Genomic DNA, 18,868 nt, shown 5'->3' with positions numbered 1-18,868 from the left:
GGGCGTATCAGTGAGGGCGTTAGTGCAGTGAAAGATCCCTGCATCAACTTGTGTAAGTTCGAGCGCGATATCTGCCTGGGTTGCGGGCGCAGCAAGGCCGAGATCAAAGGCTGGAAGAAGCTCGACAAGTCTGCTCGGCGCGCCGTGCTGGCCGAGGCGAATATGCGTTTGCTGAGTTTGGCGACCATCGGTCGGCGCAAAGGCTGACGGCCACCGATCAGCCGGCTAGCCTCAATCCGTGCGCAAGCGCCGCGTTTCGCGTATGCTCCGCGGCCCTTCGACGACTCGAGTCGTCCAATCACTAAAGAAAACACCGGGAGGTGCCCAGATGAGTGAAGAAATCGAAGAATACAGCCCCGCAGGCGAAAAGCTGCAGAAAGTCATGGCGCGCATGGGCCTGGCTTCACGCCGTGAAATCGAAGCCTGGATTACCGCTGGCCGCGTCAAGGTCAACGGTGCCGTTGCCAGCCTTGGCGTGCGCGTCGACCTGCACGATGCGATTGCCGTTGATGGCAAGGTGATCCGCCGCGAAGAAGCCGCTGAAAGCGTGCGCCGCGTGATCATCTACAACAAACCCGAAGGCGAGATCTGCACCCGTGACGACCCGGAAGGCCGTCCGACCGTGTTCGACCGTCTGCCACGGCCGAAAGATGGCCGCTGGATCAATATCGGTCGCCTCGACATCAACACCACTGGTTTGCTGATGTTCACCACTGACGGTGAGCTGGCCAACCGCCTGATGCACCCGTCCTTCCAGATGGACCGCGAGTACGCCGTGCGTGTGCGTGGCGAAGTCGACGAAGAGATGATCGAGCGCCTGAAAGCTGGCGTGATGCTCGAAGACGGTCCGGCCAAGTTCACCGATATCAAGGTCGCGCCGGGCGGCGTGGGCTTCAACCACTGGTATCACTGCGTGGTGATGGAAGGCCGTAACCGCGAAGTGCGCCGTCTGTGGGAATCCCAGGGTCTGGTGGTCAGCCGTCTGAAGCGCGTGCGTTTCGGCCCGGTGTTTATCACTTCGGACCTGACCATGGGCCGCTGGCGCGAAATGAGCCAGCGCGAAGTGGATATTCTCAGCGAGGAAGTCGGCCTCAAACCGGTTGCCTTGCCGGATATGAAGGAAAAAGCCCGCGACAAGATCGACCGTCTGCAGCGTAAATCGGCCAAGCCGGTTGGCCGCGCCGCGCGTCCGGAGCGGACTTTGCGTCCAGCCCATGGCGGCGGCCCGGCAGCGGGCAGTGATCAGGGTCGTTCGCGTCCTGCGCGTGGTGAAGGTGCTGAGCGTGGCGAGCGTCCGGTACGTAATCCACGTGCGCCGCGTGTCGATCAAGGCAAGGGCACGCCGGTTGCTGAGCGTCCGAGTGATGTCAACAAGAAGCGTCCGGCCAAACCGGGTGCGCAGCGTCCAGGCGTTGAGCTGACTGATCGTTCATCGCGCAAGCCGGCAGGTGCGCCGGTCAAGCGCCGTAGCCAGCCGACCCGCGAAGGTCAGCGTCCAGGCTTTGGCCGTGGTCCTAAACCGGAGTAATCCGGCAATGTGGACATGAAAAAGGCGACCCTAGGGTCGCCTTTTTATTTGCCGAGAGTTTAGCCCGCCATCGACAGACGATTACGACCGTCGCGCTTGGATACGTACAGCGCGTTGTCGGCGCGGCGCAGCAGGCTTTCCATGGATTCGCCGGGCAGCAGGGTGGCGCAGCCGAGGCTGACCGACAGTTCGATGGCGCGATTTTCCACCAGGTACTGGATGCCGAGAACGGCCATGCGCAGGCGTTCACCGACCATTGAGGCGGCTTCGCGGTTGGTGTTGGAGAGCAGCACCATGAACTCTTCACCGCCGAAGCGAAACACCATGTCGACGTTACGCAGGCTGTCTTTCAGCGCGGTGGCGACTGCCTTCAGCGCCTGATCGCCGACCAGATGGCCGTGGCTGTCGTTGATGCGTTTGAAGTGATCAATATCCACCATCAGCACCGACAGCGGCTGCAGGGTGCGCCGAGCAATGTCAACTTCGCGCTTGAGCGTTTGCTGCATGGCGATGCGGTTGCCGGTTTCGGTCAGCGGGTCGCGCAGTGCGCTTTGCACGGCTGCGCGGTAGAGCAGGGCGTTGCGCAGCGGAAACAGCAGGCTAGCGAGCAGCGATTCGAGCTGGCCCAGTTCATCCTCACTGAAGCGTTGGTTGCGGCGGAATGTCAGTTCACCGAGGAACTCGCCATCGTGATTCAAACGATAGCCGGCCGAGTGGTTGCCGCGCTCGCCCAGTTCCAGGCGCAGGTCGCAGGAGGCTAGTTGATAGCTGAGGGCGCTGAGCGGTACCAGGCGCTGCACTTCGCTGTAGAACAGCTCGAGAATGCGTTCGGCTTCCAGTGAGGTCTGCAGGCGCAGGCTCAGCTGTTGACGTAATTGCGCCAGGCTGACCGGCTTGAGGTTTTTCTGCAGACGACCGGCATAGCCGAGACGCTGCAACTTGGCAGCGTCGAAATCGATGGTGTTGGACTGGTTGTGCGGGGCCATGAAGCTCTACCTCTAGCGCAGTACGCGACGATAACTGGGCTAGAGCGAATTCCGTGCCAATCTCAAAATCACTTAAAAAGTGCTTTTAATTCATTGGTTTAGTATTTCTGTAGGCGGTCATGCGGCAAGGCTTTGCCGGTTAACTGGCGGGGCTGCTGGCAATTTGATGCCAGCTGATCGGCCTGCCGCCGGAAAACCGGCGGCGGCAGCAGTAACTTACTGCGCGTCAAATGCCTGGCCGTTGACGCCCGTGCTGTCTGGTCCCATCAGGTACAGATAGACCGGCATGATGGCGTCCGGCAGTGGGTTGTTGGCCGGGTTTTCGCCCGGGTAGGCCTGGGCGCGCATATCGGTACGGGTGGCCCCCGGGTTGACGCTGTTGGCGCGCACGCTGGAGATACCGTCGATTTCGTCAGCCAGAACCTGCATCAGGCCTTCGGTGGCAAACTTCGATACTGCGTAGGCGCCCCAATAAGCACGGCCCTTGCGGCCAACGCTGCTGGAGGTAAATACCACCGAGGCGTCTGTCGAGAGCTTGAGCAACGGCAGCAGAGTGCTGGTGAGCATAAACATGGCGTTGACGTTGATCTGCATGACGCGCATGAAATTGTCGCCGGACAGCTGCTCTAGCGGTGTACGTGGGCCAATGATCGAGGCGTTGTGCAACAGGCCGTCGAGTTTGCCGAACTCCGCTTCAATCATCGCCGCCAGCTCGTCGTACTGGTGCGGCAGGGCGGTTTCCAGGTTGAACGGGATCACCGCCGCTTGCGGGTGGCCGGCAGCTTCGATGGCGTCATACACGCGGCTGAGATTTTCTTCGGTCTTGCCCAGCAGCAGCACCGTTGCGCCGTGGGCGGCAAAGGTCTTGGCGGCAGTGGCGCCAATGCCGCGGCCGGCACCGGTCACCAGAATCACGCGGCCCTTGAGCAGTTCAGGGCGGGCGGAATAGTCATGCATGGGTAGAGCCTCATTAATTCAAAAACGGGTGGCGCCGATGCGCGTCCGGTAAGCAGTCTTCAGCAGCTGCACAGGGCTCGTTCGAGCACAGCGCGCAGTTCCAGCGGATGGTCCACCACTACATCCGCGCCCCAGTTGCGTGGGTTGTCCTGCGGGTGGATATAACCGTAGGTGACGGCGGCGGTCTTGCAGCCGGCGGCGCGGCCGGCTTCGATATCGCGCTCGTCATCGCCGATAAACAGAGTGGCAGCGGGCTCTACGCCCATCTTCGCGCAGGCCAGCAGGATCATTTCTGGATCGGGCTTGCTGCGGCTGACGTGATCCGGGCAGACCAGCACCGCCGAGCGCTGTGCCAGGCCGAGTTGCTGCATGATCGGCTCGGCATAGCGCACCGGTTTATTGGTCGCCACCCCCCAGATCAGTTTGGCCTGTTCGATATCTTCGAGCAGCTCATGCATGCCGTCGAAGGGGCGGGTAAGTACCGCGCAGTGGCTCTGATAGCGCTCGAGAAACTCCAGGCGCAGGGCTTCGAAGCCTTCATCCTCAGGGTTCATAGCGAAGTTGGCGGCGACCATGGCTCGCGCACCGCCGGAGACCTGATCACGAATCAGCTTGTCGCTAATCGGCGGCAGGCCGCGCTCGGTGCGCATGGTCTGGCTGATGGCGACAAAGTCCGGCGCGCTGTCGAGCAGGGTGCCGTCCATATCGAATAAAACCGCGCGCAAGCGCATTAGGCCTCCTTGAGTGTCTGGATCATGTAGTTGACGTCGACATCGGCTTCCAGCTTGTAGCGTTTGCTCAGCGGGTTGTAGGTCAGGCCGATGATGTCCTTGACCTCAAGGCCCGCCTCGCGGCTCCAGGCGCCCAGCTCGGACGGACGAATAAATTTCTTGAAGTCATGGGTGCCGCGCGGCAGCAGGCGCATCAGGTATTCGGCGCCGATGATGGCGAACAGGTACGCCTTGGGGTTGCGGTTGATGGTGGAGAAGAACACCTGACCGCCAGGCTTGACCATGCGGTAGCAAGCGCGGATCACCGAGGCTGGGTCGGGTACGTGCTCGAGCATTTCCAGGCAGGTAACCACATCAAACTGCTCAGGCATTTCTTCAGCCAGGGCTTCGGCGGTGATCTGCCGGTACTCAACGCTGACGCCGGATTCCAGCTGATGCAGTTGGGCCACGGCCAGCGGTGCTTCACCCATGTCGATACCGGTCACGCTGGCGCCGCGCTGGGCCATGGATTCGCTGAGGATGCCGCCGCCGCAGCCGACGTCCAGTACCTTCTTGCCGGCCAGGCCGACACGCTCGTCGATCCAGTTGACGCGCAGCGGATTGATGTCATGCAGCGGCTTGAATTCGCTTTCGCGGTCCCACCAGCGGTGGGCGAGGGCTTCGAATTTGGCGATTTCAGCGTGGTCGACGTTGCTCATATAAATCCCTGAATCAGGCTGCGGCGAGAGTGAGAGCGCAAGGTGCTCATGGTGCCAGTTTCGCCGGGTGGATTGGACGCCTGTTGTGCGACCAATGTATGTCAGTTTGTCGCAGTGCCCACATTTTCTGGGCTTGCAGCTATTTCCCGGCGATTTTCGCCCCCCAGGCGCGGGCGTTGGCGATGATCCGTTGTTCGTCCAGGCGTGTCAGTTGACCGGCGTCCAGCAGTTGCTTGCCGCCAACCCATAGGTGTTCGATGCATGCGCGGCCGCCGGCATAGATCAGTTGCGAAACCGGGTCATAGACCGGTTGCTGGGCCAGGCCGGAGAGGTTGAACACGGCTATATCGGCAGCCTTGCCCAGTTCCAGTGAGCCGATCTGCTCGTCCAGGCCCAAAGCGCGTGCGCCGTTCAGCGTGGCCATGCGTAGCGCGTTATGGGCGTTTAGTGCCGTTGCCGAACCCGCTACGGCTTTGGCCAGCAGGGCAGCGGTGCGGGTTTCGCCGAGCAGGTCGAGATCGTTATTGCTGGCTGCGCCATCGGTGCCGATGGCTACGTTGACTCCGGCCTGCCAGAGCTTTTCCACGGGGCAGAAGCCGCAGGCCAGCTTGAGGTTGGATTCCGGGCAGTGGATCACGCTGCTGTTACTTTCCACCAGCAGGGCCAGGTCTTCATCATTTATCTGGGTCATGTGCACAGCCTGGAAGCGCGGGCCGAGCAGGTCGAGGCGCGCCAGCCGGGCCAGTGGCCGTTCGCCGCGCTGCTCCACGCTCTGCTGCACTTCAAAAGCGGTTTCGTGCACGTGCATGTGGATGCCGGCGTCCAGCTCTTCGGCGAGCATGCGGATGTTTTCCAGCTTGTCGTCGCTCACCGTATAGGGTGCATGCGGGCCAAAAGCCACGCTCAGGCGCGGGTGGTGTTTGAGATCGTCGAGCAGCGTCAGGCCTTTGCGCAGCGCCTCGTCAGCGTCGCGGGCGCCAGGAATCGGGAAATCCAGCACCGGAATGGTGATCTGTGCGCGGATACCGCTGTTGTGCACCACCTGGCTGGCGGTTTCCGGGAAGAAGTACATGTCGGAGAAGCAGGTGATGCCGCCCTTGAGCTGTTCGGCGATGGCTAGCTCGGTGCCGTCCTGAACAAACTGCTCGTTGACCCACTTGGCCTCGGCCGGCCAGATGTGCTGCTCCAGCCATGTCATCAGCGGCAAGTCATCGGCCAGGCCGCGAAACAAGGTCATCGCCGCGTGCCCGTGGGCATTCACCAGTCCCGGTGTCAGTAAGCGGCCGGGTAGCTCAAGAACCTGCAAGGCGCCGTGCTTGAGAGCTTCGGCGCGCGGGGCGATCAGCGCGATGCGTCCGTCACGAATACCCAGGCCATGCTCCAGCAGCACCACGCCAGCAGGCTCGACCGGGACCAGCCAGGTGGGCAGCAGCAGTAGGTCGAGTGGGGCTTGTGGCATGGGGAGGCTTCCGGCAGTCAGTAAAATGGCGAGTTTATAGGGGAACGCCCTAGGCTTGAAGCTGCACGCGCTTTATGTGCTGGGCTGTTGGCGCGATGCGCTAGGCGGTGTGCGTATAATGGTCGGCTTTTTCCGGCGGAGGTGTGTCATGCGCGAGCAATTGCTAGCGGCAGAGAAGGTCAGGGCCATTGAGTGGCGTGACGGCGCTCTGCACCTGCTCGATCAGCGCGCGCTGCCTTTCGAGGAAACCTGGCTGAGCTACCACTCGGCGGCGGATGTCGCCGAGGCGATTCGCAGTATGGTGGTGCGCGGTGCGCCGGCCATCGGCATCAGCGCGGCTTATGCAATTGTGTTGGCTGTGCGGGCTCGTCTGCAGGCGGGCGGCGACTGGCGCACGTTGCTGGAGGCAGACTTTGACCTGTTGGCTGCTTCGCGGCCGACAGCGGTCAATCTGTTCTGGGCGCTTGATCGCATGCGCGATCGGCTGCGGCGGCTGAAAAGCCATGACGATCCGCTGGTGCTGCTGGAGGCCGAAGCCATTGGCATTCATCAAAGCGATCGCGAAGCCAACCTGACCATGGCCCAGCTGGGCGTCGATCTGATCCGCAAGCACCAAGGCAATCAGCAGAACTTGCTGACCCACTGCAATGCCGGCGCTTTGGCGACTGGCGGCTTCGGTACGGCGCTGGGGGTGATTCGTGCGGCCTTCCATGATGGTTTGCTTGAGCGGGTGTACGCCGATGAAACCCGCCCTTGGCTGCAGGGTTCGCGCCTGACGGCCTGGGAGCTGGCAGCGGATGGTATTCCCGTGACAGTGAATGTCGATTCTGCGGCGGCGCACCTGATGAAAACCCGCGGCATCACCTGGGTCATCGTCGGGGCGGACCGCATTGCCGCAAACGGTGATGTGGCCAACAAGATCGGCACCTATCAGCTGGCGGTGAATGCCATGCACCACGGTGTGCGCTTTATGGTGGTTGCGCCCAGCTCAACCATTGATATGGCCATGGAGCACGGTGACGACATCGTGCTGGAAGAACGCGCCCCTGATGAGCTGCTGGAGCTGGGCGGCAAGCGCATTGCTGGCGGGATAGAGGCGCTTAACCCGGTGTTCGATGTGACCCCGGCGGACCTGATCGACTTTATCGTCACCGAGAAGGGTGTGGTTGATCGTCCTGATGCGGAAAAAATGGCGCAGTTGATGTGCCGCAAGCGTCTGCATTGAGTTTTTCAACGAGTACGCATGGCTGGTCGGCAGGCTGCTGCTGGGGATAGGTGCGCCGCGGTGATTGTGGTAAGCTCCGGCGGTTTTCGGGGGTGCTCGTTATGGGCCTCTTACCTGCGCAGATACATGGCATAACTTATTGATTTGTCGTGAGTCGCTATGAGCCTCAAGGCTCGGCGACAGGCTCCACACCACTCAGGACGAGCGGCGCGGAGTTTCACCAGAAAAAGGAACAAGGCTACTCATGGGCGAACTGGCCAAAGAAATCCTCCCGGTCAATATTGAAGACGAACTCAAGCAGTCCTACCTCGATTACGCGATGAGCGTAATCGTGGGGCGCGCACTGCCGGATGCACGTGATGGCTTGAAGCCCGTGCACCGCCGTGTGCTGTTTGCCATGAGTGAGCTGGGCAACGACTGGAACAAGGCATACAAGAAGTCCGCCCGTGTGGTCGGTGACGTAATCGGTAAGTATCACCCGCACGGTGATACGGCGGTGTACGACACCATCGTACGGATGGCGCAGCCATTCTCGCTGCGCTACCTGCTGGTCGACGGCCAGGGTAACTTTGGCTCGGTGGACGGCGATAACGCGGCCGCCATGCGATACACCGAAGTGCGCATGACCAAGCTGGCCCATGAGCTGCTGGCTGACCTGCACAAAGAAACCGTGGATTGGGTGCCGAACTACGACGGCACCGAGATGATCCCGGCGGTTATGCCGACTAAGGTGCCCAACTTGTTGGTCAACGGCTCCAGCGGTATCGCCGTGGGCATGGCCACCAATATTCCGCCGCACAACCTCACAGAAGTGATCAATGGTTGTCTGGCGCTGATCGACAACGGCGAGCTGACTGTCGATGAGTTGATGCAGTACATCCCCGGTCCTGACTTCCCGACTGCGGCGATCATCAACGGTCGCGCCGGCATCATCGAGGCTTACCGCACCGGCCGTGGCCGCATCTATATGCGTGCCCGGGCGATTATCGAAGACATCGATAAGGTCGGTGGCCGTCAGCAGATCATCGTTAGCGAGCTGCCGTATCAGCTAAACAAGGCGCGCCTGATCGAGAAGATCGCCGAGCTGGTTAAAGAGAAGAAGCTCGAAGGCATTACTGAGCTGCGCGATGAGTCCGACAAGGACGGCATGCGCATCGTGATCGAGCTGCGTCGCGGTGAAGTGCCAGAAGTGGTGCTCAACAACCTCTACGCCCAGACCCAGATGCAGTGCGTGTTTGGCATCAACGTAGTGGCGTTGATCGACGGCCAGCCGAAAGTCCTGAATCTCAAGGACATGCTCGAAGCCTTTATTCTGCACCGCCGTGAAGTGGTCACCCGCCGCACCGTATTCGAGCTGCGCAAGGCCCGTGAACGTGGCCATATCCTTGAAGGTCAGGCAGTTGCTCTGTCCAACATCGACCCTGTCATCGCCCTGATCAAAGCATCGCCGACCCCGGCTGAAGCCAAGCTGGCGCTGATTGCCACGCCTTGGGAATCCAGCGCTGTGGAAACCATGGTTGAGCGCGCCGGTGCCGATGCCTGCCGTCCGGACGATCTCGATCCGCAATACGGTCTGCGTGACGGCAAGTATTTCCTCTCGCCGGAACAGGCCCAGGCCATCCTTGAGTTGCGTCTGCACCGCCTGACCGGTCTTGAGCATGAAAAACTGCTGGCTGAATACCAGGAAATTCTCACCCAGATCGGCGAGCTGATCCGCATCCTCACCAGCGCTACGCGCCTGATGGAAGTGATCCGCGAGGAGCTGGAAGCGGTCAAGACCGAGTTTGGCGACAAGCGCCGCACCGAGATTCTCGACAATCGTCTGGACCTGAGCCTGGCCGACCTGATCACCGAAGAAGAGCGTGTGGTCACCATCTCTCACACCGGTTATGCCAAGTCGCAACCGTTGACCGCCTACCAGGCGCAGCGTCGTGGCGGTAAAGGTAAATCGGCAACCGGGATCAAGGATGAGGACTACATCGAGCATCTGCTGGTCGCCAATAGCCATGCCACCCTGTTGCTGTTCTCCAGCAAGGGCAAGGTGTACTGGCTGAAAACCTACGAAATCCCTGAAGCCTCCCGTGCCGCCCGTGGTCGTCCGCTGGTCAACCTGTTACCGCTGGGTGAGGGGGAGCGCATCACCGCGATGCTTCAGGTCGACCTGGAAGCCCTGCGACAGCAGGCGCCGGAAGGCGACGAGCAGGACGATATCGAAGGTGTAGTGGTTGAGGTTGAGGAAGTCGAAGACCTGGCCGAAGGCGATGAAGCGGACGACGAAACCCCGGATGAACCGACCGGTGCCTACATCTTTATGGCCACGGCCAAAGGCACGGTGAAGAAAACTCCGCTGGTGCAGTTCAGCCGTCCACGCAGCTCGGGCCTGATCGCCCTCAAGCTGGACGAAGATGACACCCTCATCTCCGCCGCCATCACCAATGGTGCGTGCGAAGTGATGATGTTCTCCGACGGCGGTAAGGTTATTCGCTTTAAAGAAAGCAAAGTACGCACCATGGGCCGTACCGCTCGCGGCGTGCGTGGTATGCGTCTGCCGGAAGGCCAGGAAATCATCTCCATGCTGATTCCTGAAGCTGAAGCGCAGATTCTCACCGCCTCCGAGCGTGGCTACGGCAAGCGCACCGCTATGGCTGAGTTCCCACGTCGCGGTCGTGGCGGCCAGGGCGTGATCGCCATGGTCAGCAACGAGCGTAACGGCAAGCTGGTCGGCGCTGTGCAGGTGCTTGAAGGCGAGGAAATCATGCTGATTTCTGATCAGGGCACCCTGGTACGTACCCGTGTCAGCGAAGTCTCCAGCCTCGGCCGTAACACCCAGGGCGTGACCCTGATCAAGCTGGCTAAGGATGAAACCCTGGTCGGCCTTGAGCGGGTGCAGGAGCCTTCGGCGGAAGACGACGAAGAGCTGCTGGAAGGCGAAGAGGGTGTTGAAGGCGTAGTCGAGGATGCAGTTGATGCACCCGATGCTACCGCTGACGAAAGCCCGATCAGCGAAGAGTGATCTGTCGGGGTGAGTGCGCTCGCCCCTGACGGCGTAGGATTTGGCGGCTGGTGGCAATGCCAGCCCGCCCACCATTTTTGAGCGAGAGTGGATGTGAGCAAGCGAGCCTTTAACTTCTGCGCCGGCCCGGCCGCGCTTCCTGAAGCTGTTCTGCAACGCGCCCAGGCGGAGCTCCTCGATTGGCAGGGTAAAGGCCTGTCGGTGATGGAGATGAGCCATCGCAGCGATGAGTACACCGCCATCGCGGAAAAGGCCGAGCAGGATCTGCGCGACCTGATGGAAATTCCTTCCGACTACAAGGTGCTGTTCCTGCAGGGCGGGGCCAGCCAGCAGTTCGCTGAAATCCCGCTCAATCTGCTGCCCGAAGACGGCGTTGCCGACTATATCGACACCGGTATCTGGTCGAAGAAAAGCATCGAAGAAGCCAGCCGCTACGGCAACATCAATGTCGCCGCCAGCGCCAAGGCTTACGACTATTTCGCCATTCCTGGGCAGAACGAGTGGCAGCTGTCGAAAGGCGCCGCCTACCTGCACTACGCCAGCAACGAAACCATCGGCGGTCTGCAGTTCGACTGGATTCCCGAAGTCGGTGACGTGCCGCTGGTGGCGGATATGTCTTCCGACATCCTTTCGCGGCCGATCGATGTGTCGAAGTTCGGCCTGATCTACGCCGGCGCGCAGAAGAACATCGGCCCCAGCGGCCTAGTGGTGACCATCGTTCGTGAGGACCTGCTCGGCCGTGCCCGCAGCGTCTGCCCGACCATGCTCAATTACAAGATCGCGGCCGATAACGGCTCGATGTACAACACCCCGGCGACCTTCTCCTGGTACCTGTCCGGCCTGGTGTTCGAGTGGCTGAAAGAGCAGGGCGGGGTGGCCGCCATGGAGCGGATCAACCGCGCCAAGAAAGACCTGCTGTACAAAGCCATTGATACCAGTGATTTCTACAGCAACCCGATTGCTGTGAATGCCCGCTCTTGGATGAACGTGCCGTTCCGCCTGGCCGACGAGAAACTGGATAAACCGTTCCTTGCCGGTGCCGATGCACGTGGCTTGCTCAACCTGAAAGGCCACCGTTCGGTCGGCGGCATGCGTGCTTCCATCTATAACGCCGTGGGCTTGGATGCCGTTGAAGCGCTGGTGGCCTATATGGCGGAATTCGAGAAGGAGCACGGCTAATGTCCGAACAGGAATTACAGGCCTTGCGTCTGCGCATCGATAACCTTGATGAGAGAATTCTCGAGCTGATCAGTGATCGTGCTAGCTGCGCTGAAGAAGTCGCGCGGGTGAAGATGAAGGCCCTGCCGGAAGGCGAGAAGCCAGTGTTCTATCGCCCGGAGCGCGAGGCTCAGGTGCTTAAACGCATCATGGAGCGCAACCAGGGTCCGCTGGGCAATGAGGAAATGGCGCGGTTGTTTCGCGAAATCATGTCCTCCTGCTTGGCGCTGGAAAACCCGCTAAAGGTTGCGTACCTCGGCCCGGAAGGCACGTTCTCCCAGGCGGCAGCGATGAAGCATTTCGGTCACGCGGTGATCAGCGTGCCGATGGCGGCTATCGATGAGGTGTTCCGTGAGGTGGCCGCTGGTGCGGTGAACTTCGGCGTGGTGCCGGTGGAAAACTCCACTGAAGGCGCGATCAACCACACCCTCGACAGCTTCCTCGAACACGACATGGTCATCTGCGGCGAAGTTGAGCTGCGCATTCACCATCACCTGCTGGTCGGTGAAACCACCAAGACTGACAAGATCACCCGCATCTATTCCCACGCTCAGTCCCTGGCCCAGTGCCGCAAGTGGCTGGATGCGCACTACCCGAATGTTGAGCGCGTGGCAGTATCGAGCAACGCCGATGCAGCCAAGCGGGTGAAAAGCGAGTGGAACAGTGCGGCGATTGCCGGCGATATGGCCGCCAGCCTGTACGGCCTGACCAAGCTGGCGGAGAAGATCGAAGACCGTCCGGACAACTCCACGCGCTTCTTGATCATCGGCAGCCAGGAAGTACCACCGACTGGCGACGACAAGACCTCGGTCATCGTCTCCATGCGCAACAAGCCGGGTGCACTGCATGAACTGCTGGTGCCGTTCCACAACAACGGTATCGACCTGACTCGCATCGAAACCCGCCCGTCGCGCAGCGGCAAGTGGACCTACGTGTTCTTTATCGACTTCGTTGGTCACCACCGCGATCCGCTGATCAAGGACGTGCTGGAAAAGATCAATCAGGAAGCCGTGGCGCTCAAGGTGCTGGGCTCCTACCCGAAAGCGGTACTTTAAAACTGCTGCGGCACGCCTCAGGTCTCAAGCTACACGCGCATCGACGCCGGGCTGTACTTGAGGCTTGCGGCTTTAAGCGTGAGGCTTTGCTATGACCGATTTCCTCGCCTTGGCCCAGCCAGGCGTACAGCAGCTGTCGCCCTATGTGCCGGGTAAGCCGGTGGATGAGCTGGCCCGTGAGCTGGATCTGGATCCGGCCAGCATCGTCAAGCTGGCCAGCAACGAGAATCCGCTAGGCCCAAGCCCCAAGGCGTTGGAAGCGATTCGCAGCGAGTTGGCCGAACTGACCCGTTACCCCGATGGCAATGGCTTCGAGCTGAAAAGTCGCCTGGCTGCGCGCTGCGGCGTGCAACTCAATCAGGTTACGCTGGGCAATGGCTCCAACGACATTCTCGATCTGGTCGCCCGCGCTTATCTGGCCCCTGGTCTGAACGCTGTGTTTAGCCAGTACGCCTTTGCCGTTTACCCCATCTCGACCCAGGCCGTAGGTGCTCAGGGCAAAGTGGTGCCGGCCAAGGACTACGGTCACGACCTGGAAGCCATGCTGGCGGCCATCGATGAACACACCCGCGTGGTGTTTATCGCCAATCCGAACAACCCGACAGGCACCTGGTTCGGCCCCGACGCGCTGGAGCGTTTTCTCGCTCGCGTACCCGGCAATGTGCTGGTGGTACTGGATGAGGCTTATATCGAGTTCGCCGAAGGTGATGAGCTGCCGGACGGCCTCAAGTACCTGGCGCGCTATGACAACCTGCTGGTCTCGCGCACGTTCTCCAAGGCCTATGGCCTGGCGGCGCTGCGCGTTGGTTATGCGCTCAGTTCGGCGCAGATCGCCGATGTGCTCAACCGTGTACGCCAGCCATTCAATGTCAACAGCCTCGCCCTGGCCGCGGCCTGTGCGGCACTGGATGATGCCGATTACCTGGCGCAAAGCCGTCAGCTCAATGATGCCGGCATGGCGCAGCTGGAAGCTGGCCTGCGCGAGTTGGGTCTGAGCTGGATACCCTCGAAAGGCAATTTTATCGCCGTGGACTTTGGCCGTGATACCGCCGCGATTAACCAGGCACTGCTGCGTGCCGGCGTGATCGTGCGCCCCGTGGCCGGTTATGGCATGCCAAATTTCCTGCGGGTGTCGATTGGTCTGCCTGCCGAAAACGCGCGCTTCCTCGACGCCCTTGCCAAGGTGCTGAGCGCGTGAGTGAAGCCAAACCTGCTGTCACTCAGATGCAACCTGCCGCCCCTAAGCTCGGCCGCCTGGTGGTTGTCGGCCTGGGCTTGATTGGCGGCTCCTTTGCCAAGGGTTTACGTGAACGACACCTGTTTCGCGAAGTGATCGGGGTCGATCTCGACTCGGAGTCGCGTCGGTTGGCCGTTGAGTTGGGTGTAGTTGATCGCTGCGAAGTTGATCTGCTTGCCGCCTGTCACGGTGCTGACGTGATCCAGTTGGCGGTACCTATCCTTGCCATGGAGAAGCTACTGAGCGAGCTGGCCAAGCTTGATCTGGGTACTGCGGTGCTAACTGATGTGGGTAGTGCCAAAGGCAGTGTGGTGCGCGCGGCGCGCCTGGCCTTTACCGGCAAGGCAGTGCGCTTTGTGCCTGGGCATCCAATTGCCGGCTCTGAGCAGAGCGGGGTGGAGGCGTCTAATGCACAGTTGTTCCGCCGCCATAAGGTCATCCTTACGCCCTGCGAGCAGAGTGATGATGCGGCTCTGGCATTGGTCGACGCCCTGTGGCGCGAGCTGGGTGCGGATGTTGAGCATATGGAGGTCGAGCATCACGATCAGGTGCTGGCTGCGACCAGTCATCTGCCGCATTTGCTGGCTTTTACCCTGGTCGACTCATTGGCCAAGCGCAGTGAGAACCTGGAGATATTTCGTTACGCCGCTGGCGGCTTCCGCGATTTCACGCGGATCGCCGGTAGTGATCCGGTGATGTGGCACGACATCTTTCTCGCCAATCGCGAGGCGGTGCTGCGTACGCTGGATGTATTTCGCGACGACCTCGACGCCTTGCGCGACGCGGTCGACGCTGGGGATGGGCATCAATTGCTGGGCGTATTCACCCGCGCCCGCGTGGCCCGTGAGCATTTCGGCAAAATTCTGGCCCGCAGGGCCTATGTGGACGCTATGCATTCGAATGATCTGGTTTTTCTGGCTAATCCTGGTGGCAAACTCTCCGGGCGTATTCGTGTACCGGGCGACAAGTCCATCTCCCACCGCTCGATCATGCTTGGCTCCTTGGCTGAAGGCACTACGCACGTCGAGGGCTTCCTGGAAGGTGAAGATGCCCTGGCAACTCTGCAGGCGTTCCGCGACATGGGCGTGGTCATCGAAGGCCCGCATCATGGTCGCGTGACCATTCACGGGGTTGGCCTGAATGGTCTGAAGGCGCCCGCTGGTCCGCTGTACATGGGCAACTCCGGCACCTCGATGCGTCTGCTTTCTGGTTTGTTGGCGGCTCAGTCGTTCGACACCACGCTGACCGGTGATGCCTCGCTGTCCAAGCGGCCGATGAATCGCGTGGCCAAGCCGCTGCGCGAGATGGGCGCGGTGATTGAAACTGCCCCGGAAGGTCGTCCGCCGCTGATGATCAAGGGTGGCCAGCGCCTGACCGGGATGGACTACGAAATGCCGATGGCCAGTGCTCAGGTCAAGTCCTGCCTGCTGCTGGCGGGTCTCTACGCTGCTGGCCGTACCTCGGTGACTGAGCCGGCGCCAACCCGTGACCACACTGAGCGTATGCTGCGCGGCTTCGGTTACCCGGTAACGGTGGAGGGCAGCACGGCGAGCGTCGAGTCGGGTCACAAACTTAGCGCGACCCATATCGAGGTGCCGGCGGATATTTCCTCGGCGGCATTCTTCCTGGTCGCCGGCAGTATTGCCGAAGACTCGGAATTGGTACTTGAGCACGTTGGCATCAACCCGACCCGTACCGGCGTCATCGATATCCTCAAGCTGATGGGCGGCGACATTACCCTGGAAAATCAGCGTGAGGTGGGCGGCGAAACCGTGGCTGATATCCGTGTGCGCAGTGCCAAGCTGAAAGGTATCGATATCCCGGAAGATCTGGTGCCTTTGGCTATTGATGAGTTCCCGGTACTGTTCGTCGCTGCGGCTGTGGCTGAAGGGCGCACCGTGCTGCGTGGCGCCGAAGAGCTACGGGTCAAGGAATCCGACCGGATTCAGGTGATGGCTGATGGCTTGATTGCTCTGGGCGTCAAGGCCGAGCCAACGCCCGATGGCATCATCATCGAAGGTGGCAGCATCGGTGGTGGCGAAGTCTGGGCGCATGGCGATCACCGCATCGCCATGTCGTTCAGCGTTGCATCGCTGCGCGCCACTGCGCCGATCCGCATTCATGATTGTGCCAACGTCGCCACTTCGTTCCCCAACTTCCTCGCGCTGTCGGCTCAGGTTGGCATCCGTGTGGCCGAGGAGGGCAAGGCATGATCGTCGCACCGGTTATCACCATCGACGGGCCAAGCGGCTCGGGCAAGGGCACCATTGCCGGCCTGCTGGCCAAACAGCTGGGTTGGAACCTGCTTGATTCGGGGGCGCTTTACCGTCTGCTGGCGTTTGCTGCCGGCAATCACGGTGTTGATCTGACCAATGAAGAAGCCATGAAGCTGCTCGCCGCACATCTGGATGTGCAGTTCATCGCTGCGGGTGATGGTCATGGTCAGCGCATCATTCTTGAAGGCGAAGAGGTCACTGACCTGATCCGCAACGAGCAGGTTGGCGCCGGTGCTTCGCAGGTGGCTTCGCTGTCTGCCGTGCGTGAAGCGCTGTTGCAGCGTCAGCAGGCATTTCAGGAAATGCCGGGTCTGGTCGCCGATGGTCGCGACATGGGTACGGTGGTATTTCCCGATGCGCCGTTGAAGGTTTTCCTCACCGCCAGTGCCGAGGAGCGTGCCCGTCGCCGCTACTTGCAGTTGAAGGCCAAGGGCGATGATGTTAATCTCGCGAGTCTTCTTGATGAGATTCAGGCGCGCGACGAGCGCGATACCCAGCGTACAGTAGCGCCGCTCAAGCCGGCAGCCGATGCGATCCAGCTGGATTCCACTGAACTCTCCATCGAACAAGTGCTTGAACGAATTCTCAGTGAAGTCGCCAATCGCGACCTCGCTGGATGACCAGAGCTACAGCTGCTTTAAGCTGACCAGCTCGCCAAGGAAGCTTTCGGGAACCCAGTCCTCGACCCGATTGCTTCTTTTTATATAAACGTACCCACATTGTCTGGAGTGTGGTTTGGGCGGATTCCCCGCCCTGAATCAACAGGAATTAAAATGAGCGAAAGCTTTGCTGAACTGTTTGAAGAAAGCCTAAAAACCCTGAACCTTCAGGCTGGCTCGATCATCACCGCTATCATCGTCGACATCGATTACCAAGCTGGTTGGGTAACCGTCCACGCTGGTTTGAAGTCCGAAGGCCTCATCCCGCTGGAGCAGTTCCACAACGACGCTGGCGAGCTGACCATCAAGGTCGGTGACGAAGTTCACGTTGCCCTGGACGCGGTTGAAGATGGCTTTGGTGAAACCAAGCTGTCCCGCGAAAAAGCCAAGCGTGCCGAGTGCTGGATCGTTCTGGAAGCAGCTTTCGCCGCTGAGGAAGTGGTTACGGGCGTTATCAACGGTAAGGTTAAGGGCGGCTTCACTGTCGACGTTAACGGCATCCGTGCGTTCCTCCCAGGTTCCTTGGTCGATGTCCGTCCGGTGCGTGATACCACTCACCTGGAAGGCAAAGAACTCGAGTTCAAAGTCATCAAGCTGGACCAGAAGCGCAACAACGTTGTCGTTTCCCGCCGCAGCGTGCTGGAAGCCGAGAACAGCGCCGAGCGCGAAGCTCTGCTGGAATCCCTGCAGGAAGGTCAGCAAGTCAAAGGTATCGTCAAGAACCTCACCGACTACGGCGCGTTCGTGGATCTGGGTGGCGTCGACGGCCTGCTGCACATCACCGACATGGCTTGGAAGCGTATCAAGCATCCGTCGGAAATCGTCAACGTTGGCGATGAAATCGACGTCAAGATCCTCAAGTACGATCGCGAGCGTAACCGTGTTTCCCTCGGCCTCAAGCAGCTGGGCGAAGATCCATGGGTTGCCATCAAGGCGCGTTACCCGCAGGACACCCGTGTTACTGCGCGCGTAACCAACCTGACCGACTACGGCTGCTTCGCAGAGCTGGAAGAAGGCGTGGAAGGCCTGGTGCACGTATCCGAAATGGATTGGACCAACAAGAACATCCATCCTTCGAAAGTCGTTAACGTCGGCGACGAAGTGGAAGTTATGGTTCTGGATATCGACGAAGAGCGTCGTCGTATCTCCCTGGGTATCAAGCAGTGCAAAACTAACCCGTGGGAAGATTTCTCCGGTCAGTTCAACAAGGGCGACAAGATCTCCGGCACCATCAAGTCGATCACCGATTTCGGTATCTTCATTGGTCTGGATGGCGGCATCGACGGCCTCGTTCACCTGTCCGACATCTCCTGGAACGAAGTAGGCGAAGAAGCTGTACGCCGCTTCAAGAAGGGCGACGAGCTGGAAACCGTTATCCTCTCCGTTGATCCGGAGCGTGAGCGCATTTCCCTCGGCATCAAGCAGCTGGAAGAAGATCCGTTCTCCGACTACGTTGCTGTTAACGATAAAGGCACCATCGTGCGCGGCATCGTTAAAGAAGTTGACGCCAAGGGCGCGATCATCACCCTGGCCGATGGCATCGAAGCCACTCTGAAAGCCTCCGAAATCAGCCGTGACCGCGTTGAAGACGCGCGCAACGTACTGAAAGAAGGCGAAGAAGTTGAGGCCAAGATCATCAGCGTTGACCGTAAGAGCCGCGTAATCAGCTTGTCGGTCAAGTCGAAAGACGTTGAAGACGAAAAAGAAGCCATCAAAGAAATGCGCAAGCAGGAAGTCGAAACTGCTGGTCCGACCACCTTAGGTGATCTGCTCCGCGCGCAAATGGAAAAACAGAACTAAGTTCGGTTAATCCAGAGAAAAAGGGC

15 protein-coding genes are annotated in these 18,868 nt (G+C 60.2%); 10 read left to right on the top strand and 5 right to left on the bottom strand.

The features are described 5' to 3' along the window. The first annotated feature begins 6 nt into the window (after positions 1-6). Both ACIGEK_RS16310 and rluB read left to right on the top strand, forming a co-directional pair. Positions 7-207 carry a DUF1289 domain-containing protein gene (locus ACIGEK_RS16310; RefSeq protein ID WP_397494634.1) on the top strand — a complete coding sequence of 67 codons (201 nt, stop codon included), beginning with the start codon at positions 7-9 and terminating at the stop codon, positions 205-207. A 121-nt stretch (positions 208-328) separates the two neighbouring features. Then, positions 329-1,528: a 23S rRNA pseudouridine(2605) synthase RluB gene (gene rluB / locus ACIGEK_RS16305; RefSeq protein ID WP_397494333.1), complete on the top strand. Its 1,200-nt coding sequence runs from the start codon at positions 329-331 to the stop codon at positions 1,526-1,528. A gap of 59 nt (positions 1,529-1,587) precedes the next feature. Here the strand turns inward: rluB and ACIGEK_RS16300 are convergent, their stop codons facing one another. The 5 genes from ACIGEK_RS16300 to ACIGEK_RS16280 form a co-directional block, all read right to left on the bottom strand. After that, the gene (locus ACIGEK_RS16300) at positions 1,588-2,514 is read right to left on the bottom strand and encodes a GGDEF domain-containing protein (protein ID WP_397494332.1); all 927 of its coding nucleotides are present in this window, start codon (positions 2,512-2,514) and stop codon (positions 1,588-1,590) included. Positions 2,515-2,730: 216 nt separating this feature from the next. Then, positions 2,731-3,471: a YciK family oxidoreductase gene (locus ACIGEK_RS16295; RefSeq protein ID WP_397494331.1), complete on the bottom strand. Its 741-nt coding sequence runs from the start codon at positions 3,469-3,471 to the stop codon at positions 2,731-2,733. Between the two features lie 59 nt (positions 3,472-3,530). Further along, positions 3,531-4,202, bottom strand: coding sequence for an N-acetylmuramic acid 6-phosphate phosphatase MupP (mupP, locus tag ACIGEK_RS16290; protein WP_397494330.1), 672 nt, complete (start codon positions 4,200-4,202; stop codon positions 3,531-3,533). After that, on the bottom strand, positions 4,202-4,900 hold the full coding sequence (gene ubiG / locus ACIGEK_RS16285) for a bifunctional 2-polyprenyl-6-hydroxyphenol methylase/3-demethylubiquinol 3-O-methyltransferase UbiG (RefSeq protein ID WP_275961333.1): 699 nt from the start codon (positions 4,898-4,900) through the stop codon (positions 4,202-4,204). Before ubiG ends, mupP begins: the two co-directional genes overlap by 1 nt. Positions 4,901-5,039: 139 nt before the next feature. After that, positions 5,040-6,359 (bottom strand): TRZ/ATZ family hydrolase, encoded by a 1,320-nt coding sequence (locus tag ACIGEK_RS16280; RefSeq protein ID WP_397494329.1) that lies wholly within the window; start codon positions 6,357-6,359, stop codon positions 5,040-5,042. A 148-nt stretch (positions 6,360-6,507) separates the two neighbouring features. On the opposite strand from ACIGEK_RS16280, the gene mtnA reads away from it, so the two are divergent. From mtnA to rpsA, 8 genes are all read left to right on the top strand, one after another. Further along, positions 6,508-7,584 (top strand): S-methyl-5-thioribose-1-phosphate isomerase, encoded by a 1,077-nt coding sequence (gene mtnA, locus ACIGEK_RS16275; RefSeq protein ID WP_397494328.1) that lies wholly within the window; start codon positions 6,508-6,510, stop codon positions 7,582-7,584. Between the two features lie 244 nt (positions 7,585-7,828). Then, the gene (gene gyrA, locus ACIGEK_RS16270) at positions 7,829-10,597 is read left to right on the top strand and encodes a DNA gyrase subunit A (RefSeq protein WP_397494327.1); all 2,769 of its coding nucleotides are present in this window, start codon (positions 7,829-7,831) and stop codon (positions 10,595-10,597) included. 93 nt (positions 10,598-10,690) lie between these two features. Then, positions 10,691-11,776, top strand: a complete 1,086-nt coding sequence (serC, locus tag ACIGEK_RS16265; RefSeq protein ID WP_397494326.1) for a 3-phosphoserine/phosphohydroxythreonine transaminase — start codon at positions 10,691-10,693, stop codon at positions 11,774-11,776. Further along, entirely contained in the window at positions 11,776-12,870 is a 1,095-nt protein-coding gene (gene pheA, locus ACIGEK_RS16260) for a prephenate dehydratase (RefSeq protein ID WP_397494325.1), read from the top strand. The genes serC and pheA overlap by 1 nt, the downstream gene beginning before the upstream one ends. Positions 12,871-12,961: 91 nt before the next feature. Further along, a complete protein-coding gene (gene hisC / locus ACIGEK_RS16255) occupies positions 12,962-14,068 on the top strand; it encodes a histidinol-phosphate transaminase (RefSeq protein WP_397494324.1) in 1,107 nt (368 codons plus the stop codon). A gap of 26 nt (positions 14,069-14,094) precedes the next feature. After that, complete coding sequence (locus ACIGEK_RS16250; RefSeq protein WP_397494633.1) at positions 14,095-16,320, top strand: bifunctional prephenate dehydrogenase/3-phosphoshikimate 1-carboxyvinyltransferase; 2,226 nt, start codon at positions 14,095-14,097, stop codon at positions 16,318-16,320. Next, on the top strand, positions 16,317-17,003 hold the full coding sequence (cmk, locus tag ACIGEK_RS16245) for a (d)CMP kinase (protein WP_397494323.1): 687 nt from the start codon (positions 16,317-16,319) through the stop codon (positions 17,001-17,003). Before ACIGEK_RS16250 ends, cmk begins: the two co-directional genes overlap by 4 nt. Before the next feature lie 153 nt (positions 17,004-17,156). Next, on the top strand, positions 17,157-18,842 hold the full coding sequence (gene rpsA / locus ACIGEK_RS16240) for a 30S ribosomal protein S1 (protein WP_160015557.1): 1,686 nt from the start codon (positions 17,157-17,159) through the stop codon (positions 18,840-18,842). Positions 18,843-18,868: the final 26 nt, after the last annotated feature.

Origin of the sequence: Pseudomonas sp. NPDC079086 (assembly GCF_044542155.1) — a bacterium.
In the GTDB taxonomy this organism is placed as follows: domain Bacteria; phylum Pseudomonadota; class Gammaproteobacteria; order Pseudomonadales; family Pseudomonadaceae; genus Aquipseudomonas.
Note: the sequence above shows the minus strand (reverse complement) of the source record. Positions and strands in the feature narration are given on the sequence as shown.

Coding starts and splice junctions, on each gene's coding strand:
- rluB (WP_397494333.1), top strand. CDS start 329: ATGAGTGAAGAAATCGAAGAATACAGCCCCGCAGGCGAAAAGCTGCAG.
- ACIGEK_RS16300 (WP_397494332.1), bottom strand. CDS start 2,514: ATGGCCCCGCACAACCAGTCCAACACCATCGATTTCGACGCTGCCAAG.
- ACIGEK_RS16295 (WP_397494331.1), bottom strand. CDS start 3,471: ATGCATGACTATTCCGCCCGCCCTGAACTGCTCAAGGGCCGCGTGATT.
- mupP (WP_397494330.1), bottom strand. CDS start 4,202: ATGCGCTTGCGCGCGGTTTTATTCGATATGGACGGCACCCTGCTCGAC.
- ubiG (WP_275961333.1), bottom strand. CDS start 4,900: ATGAGCAACGTCGACCACGCTGAAATCGCCAAATTCGAAGCCCTCGCC.
- ACIGEK_RS16280 (WP_397494329.1), bottom strand. CDS start 6,359: ATGCCACAAGCCCCACTCGACCTACTGCTGCTGCCCACCTGGCTGGTC.
- mtnA (WP_397494328.1), top strand. CDS start 6,508: ATGCGCGAGCAATTGCTAGCGGCAGAGAAGGTCAGGGCCATTGAGTGG.
- gyrA (WP_397494327.1), top strand. CDS start 7,829: ATGGGCGAACTGGCCAAAGAAATCCTCCCGGTCAATATTGAAGACGAA.
- pheA (WP_397494325.1), top strand. CDS start 11,776: ATGTCCGAACAGGAATTACAGGCCTTGCGTCTGCGCATCGATAACCTT.
- hisC (WP_397494324.1), top strand. CDS start 12,962: ATGACCGATTTCCTCGCCTTGGCCCAGCCAGGCGTACAGCAGCTGTCG.
- ACIGEK_RS16250 (WP_397494633.1), top strand. CDS start 14,095: ATGCAACCTGCCGCCCCTAAGCTCGGCCGCCTGGTGGTTGTCGGCCTG.
- cmk (WP_397494323.1), top strand. CDS start 16,317: ATGATCGTCGCACCGGTTATCACCATCGACGGGCCAAGCGGCTCGGGC.
- rpsA (WP_160015557.1), top strand. CDS start 17,157: ATGAGCGAAAGCTTTGCTGAACTGTTTGAAGAAAGCCTAAAAACCCTG.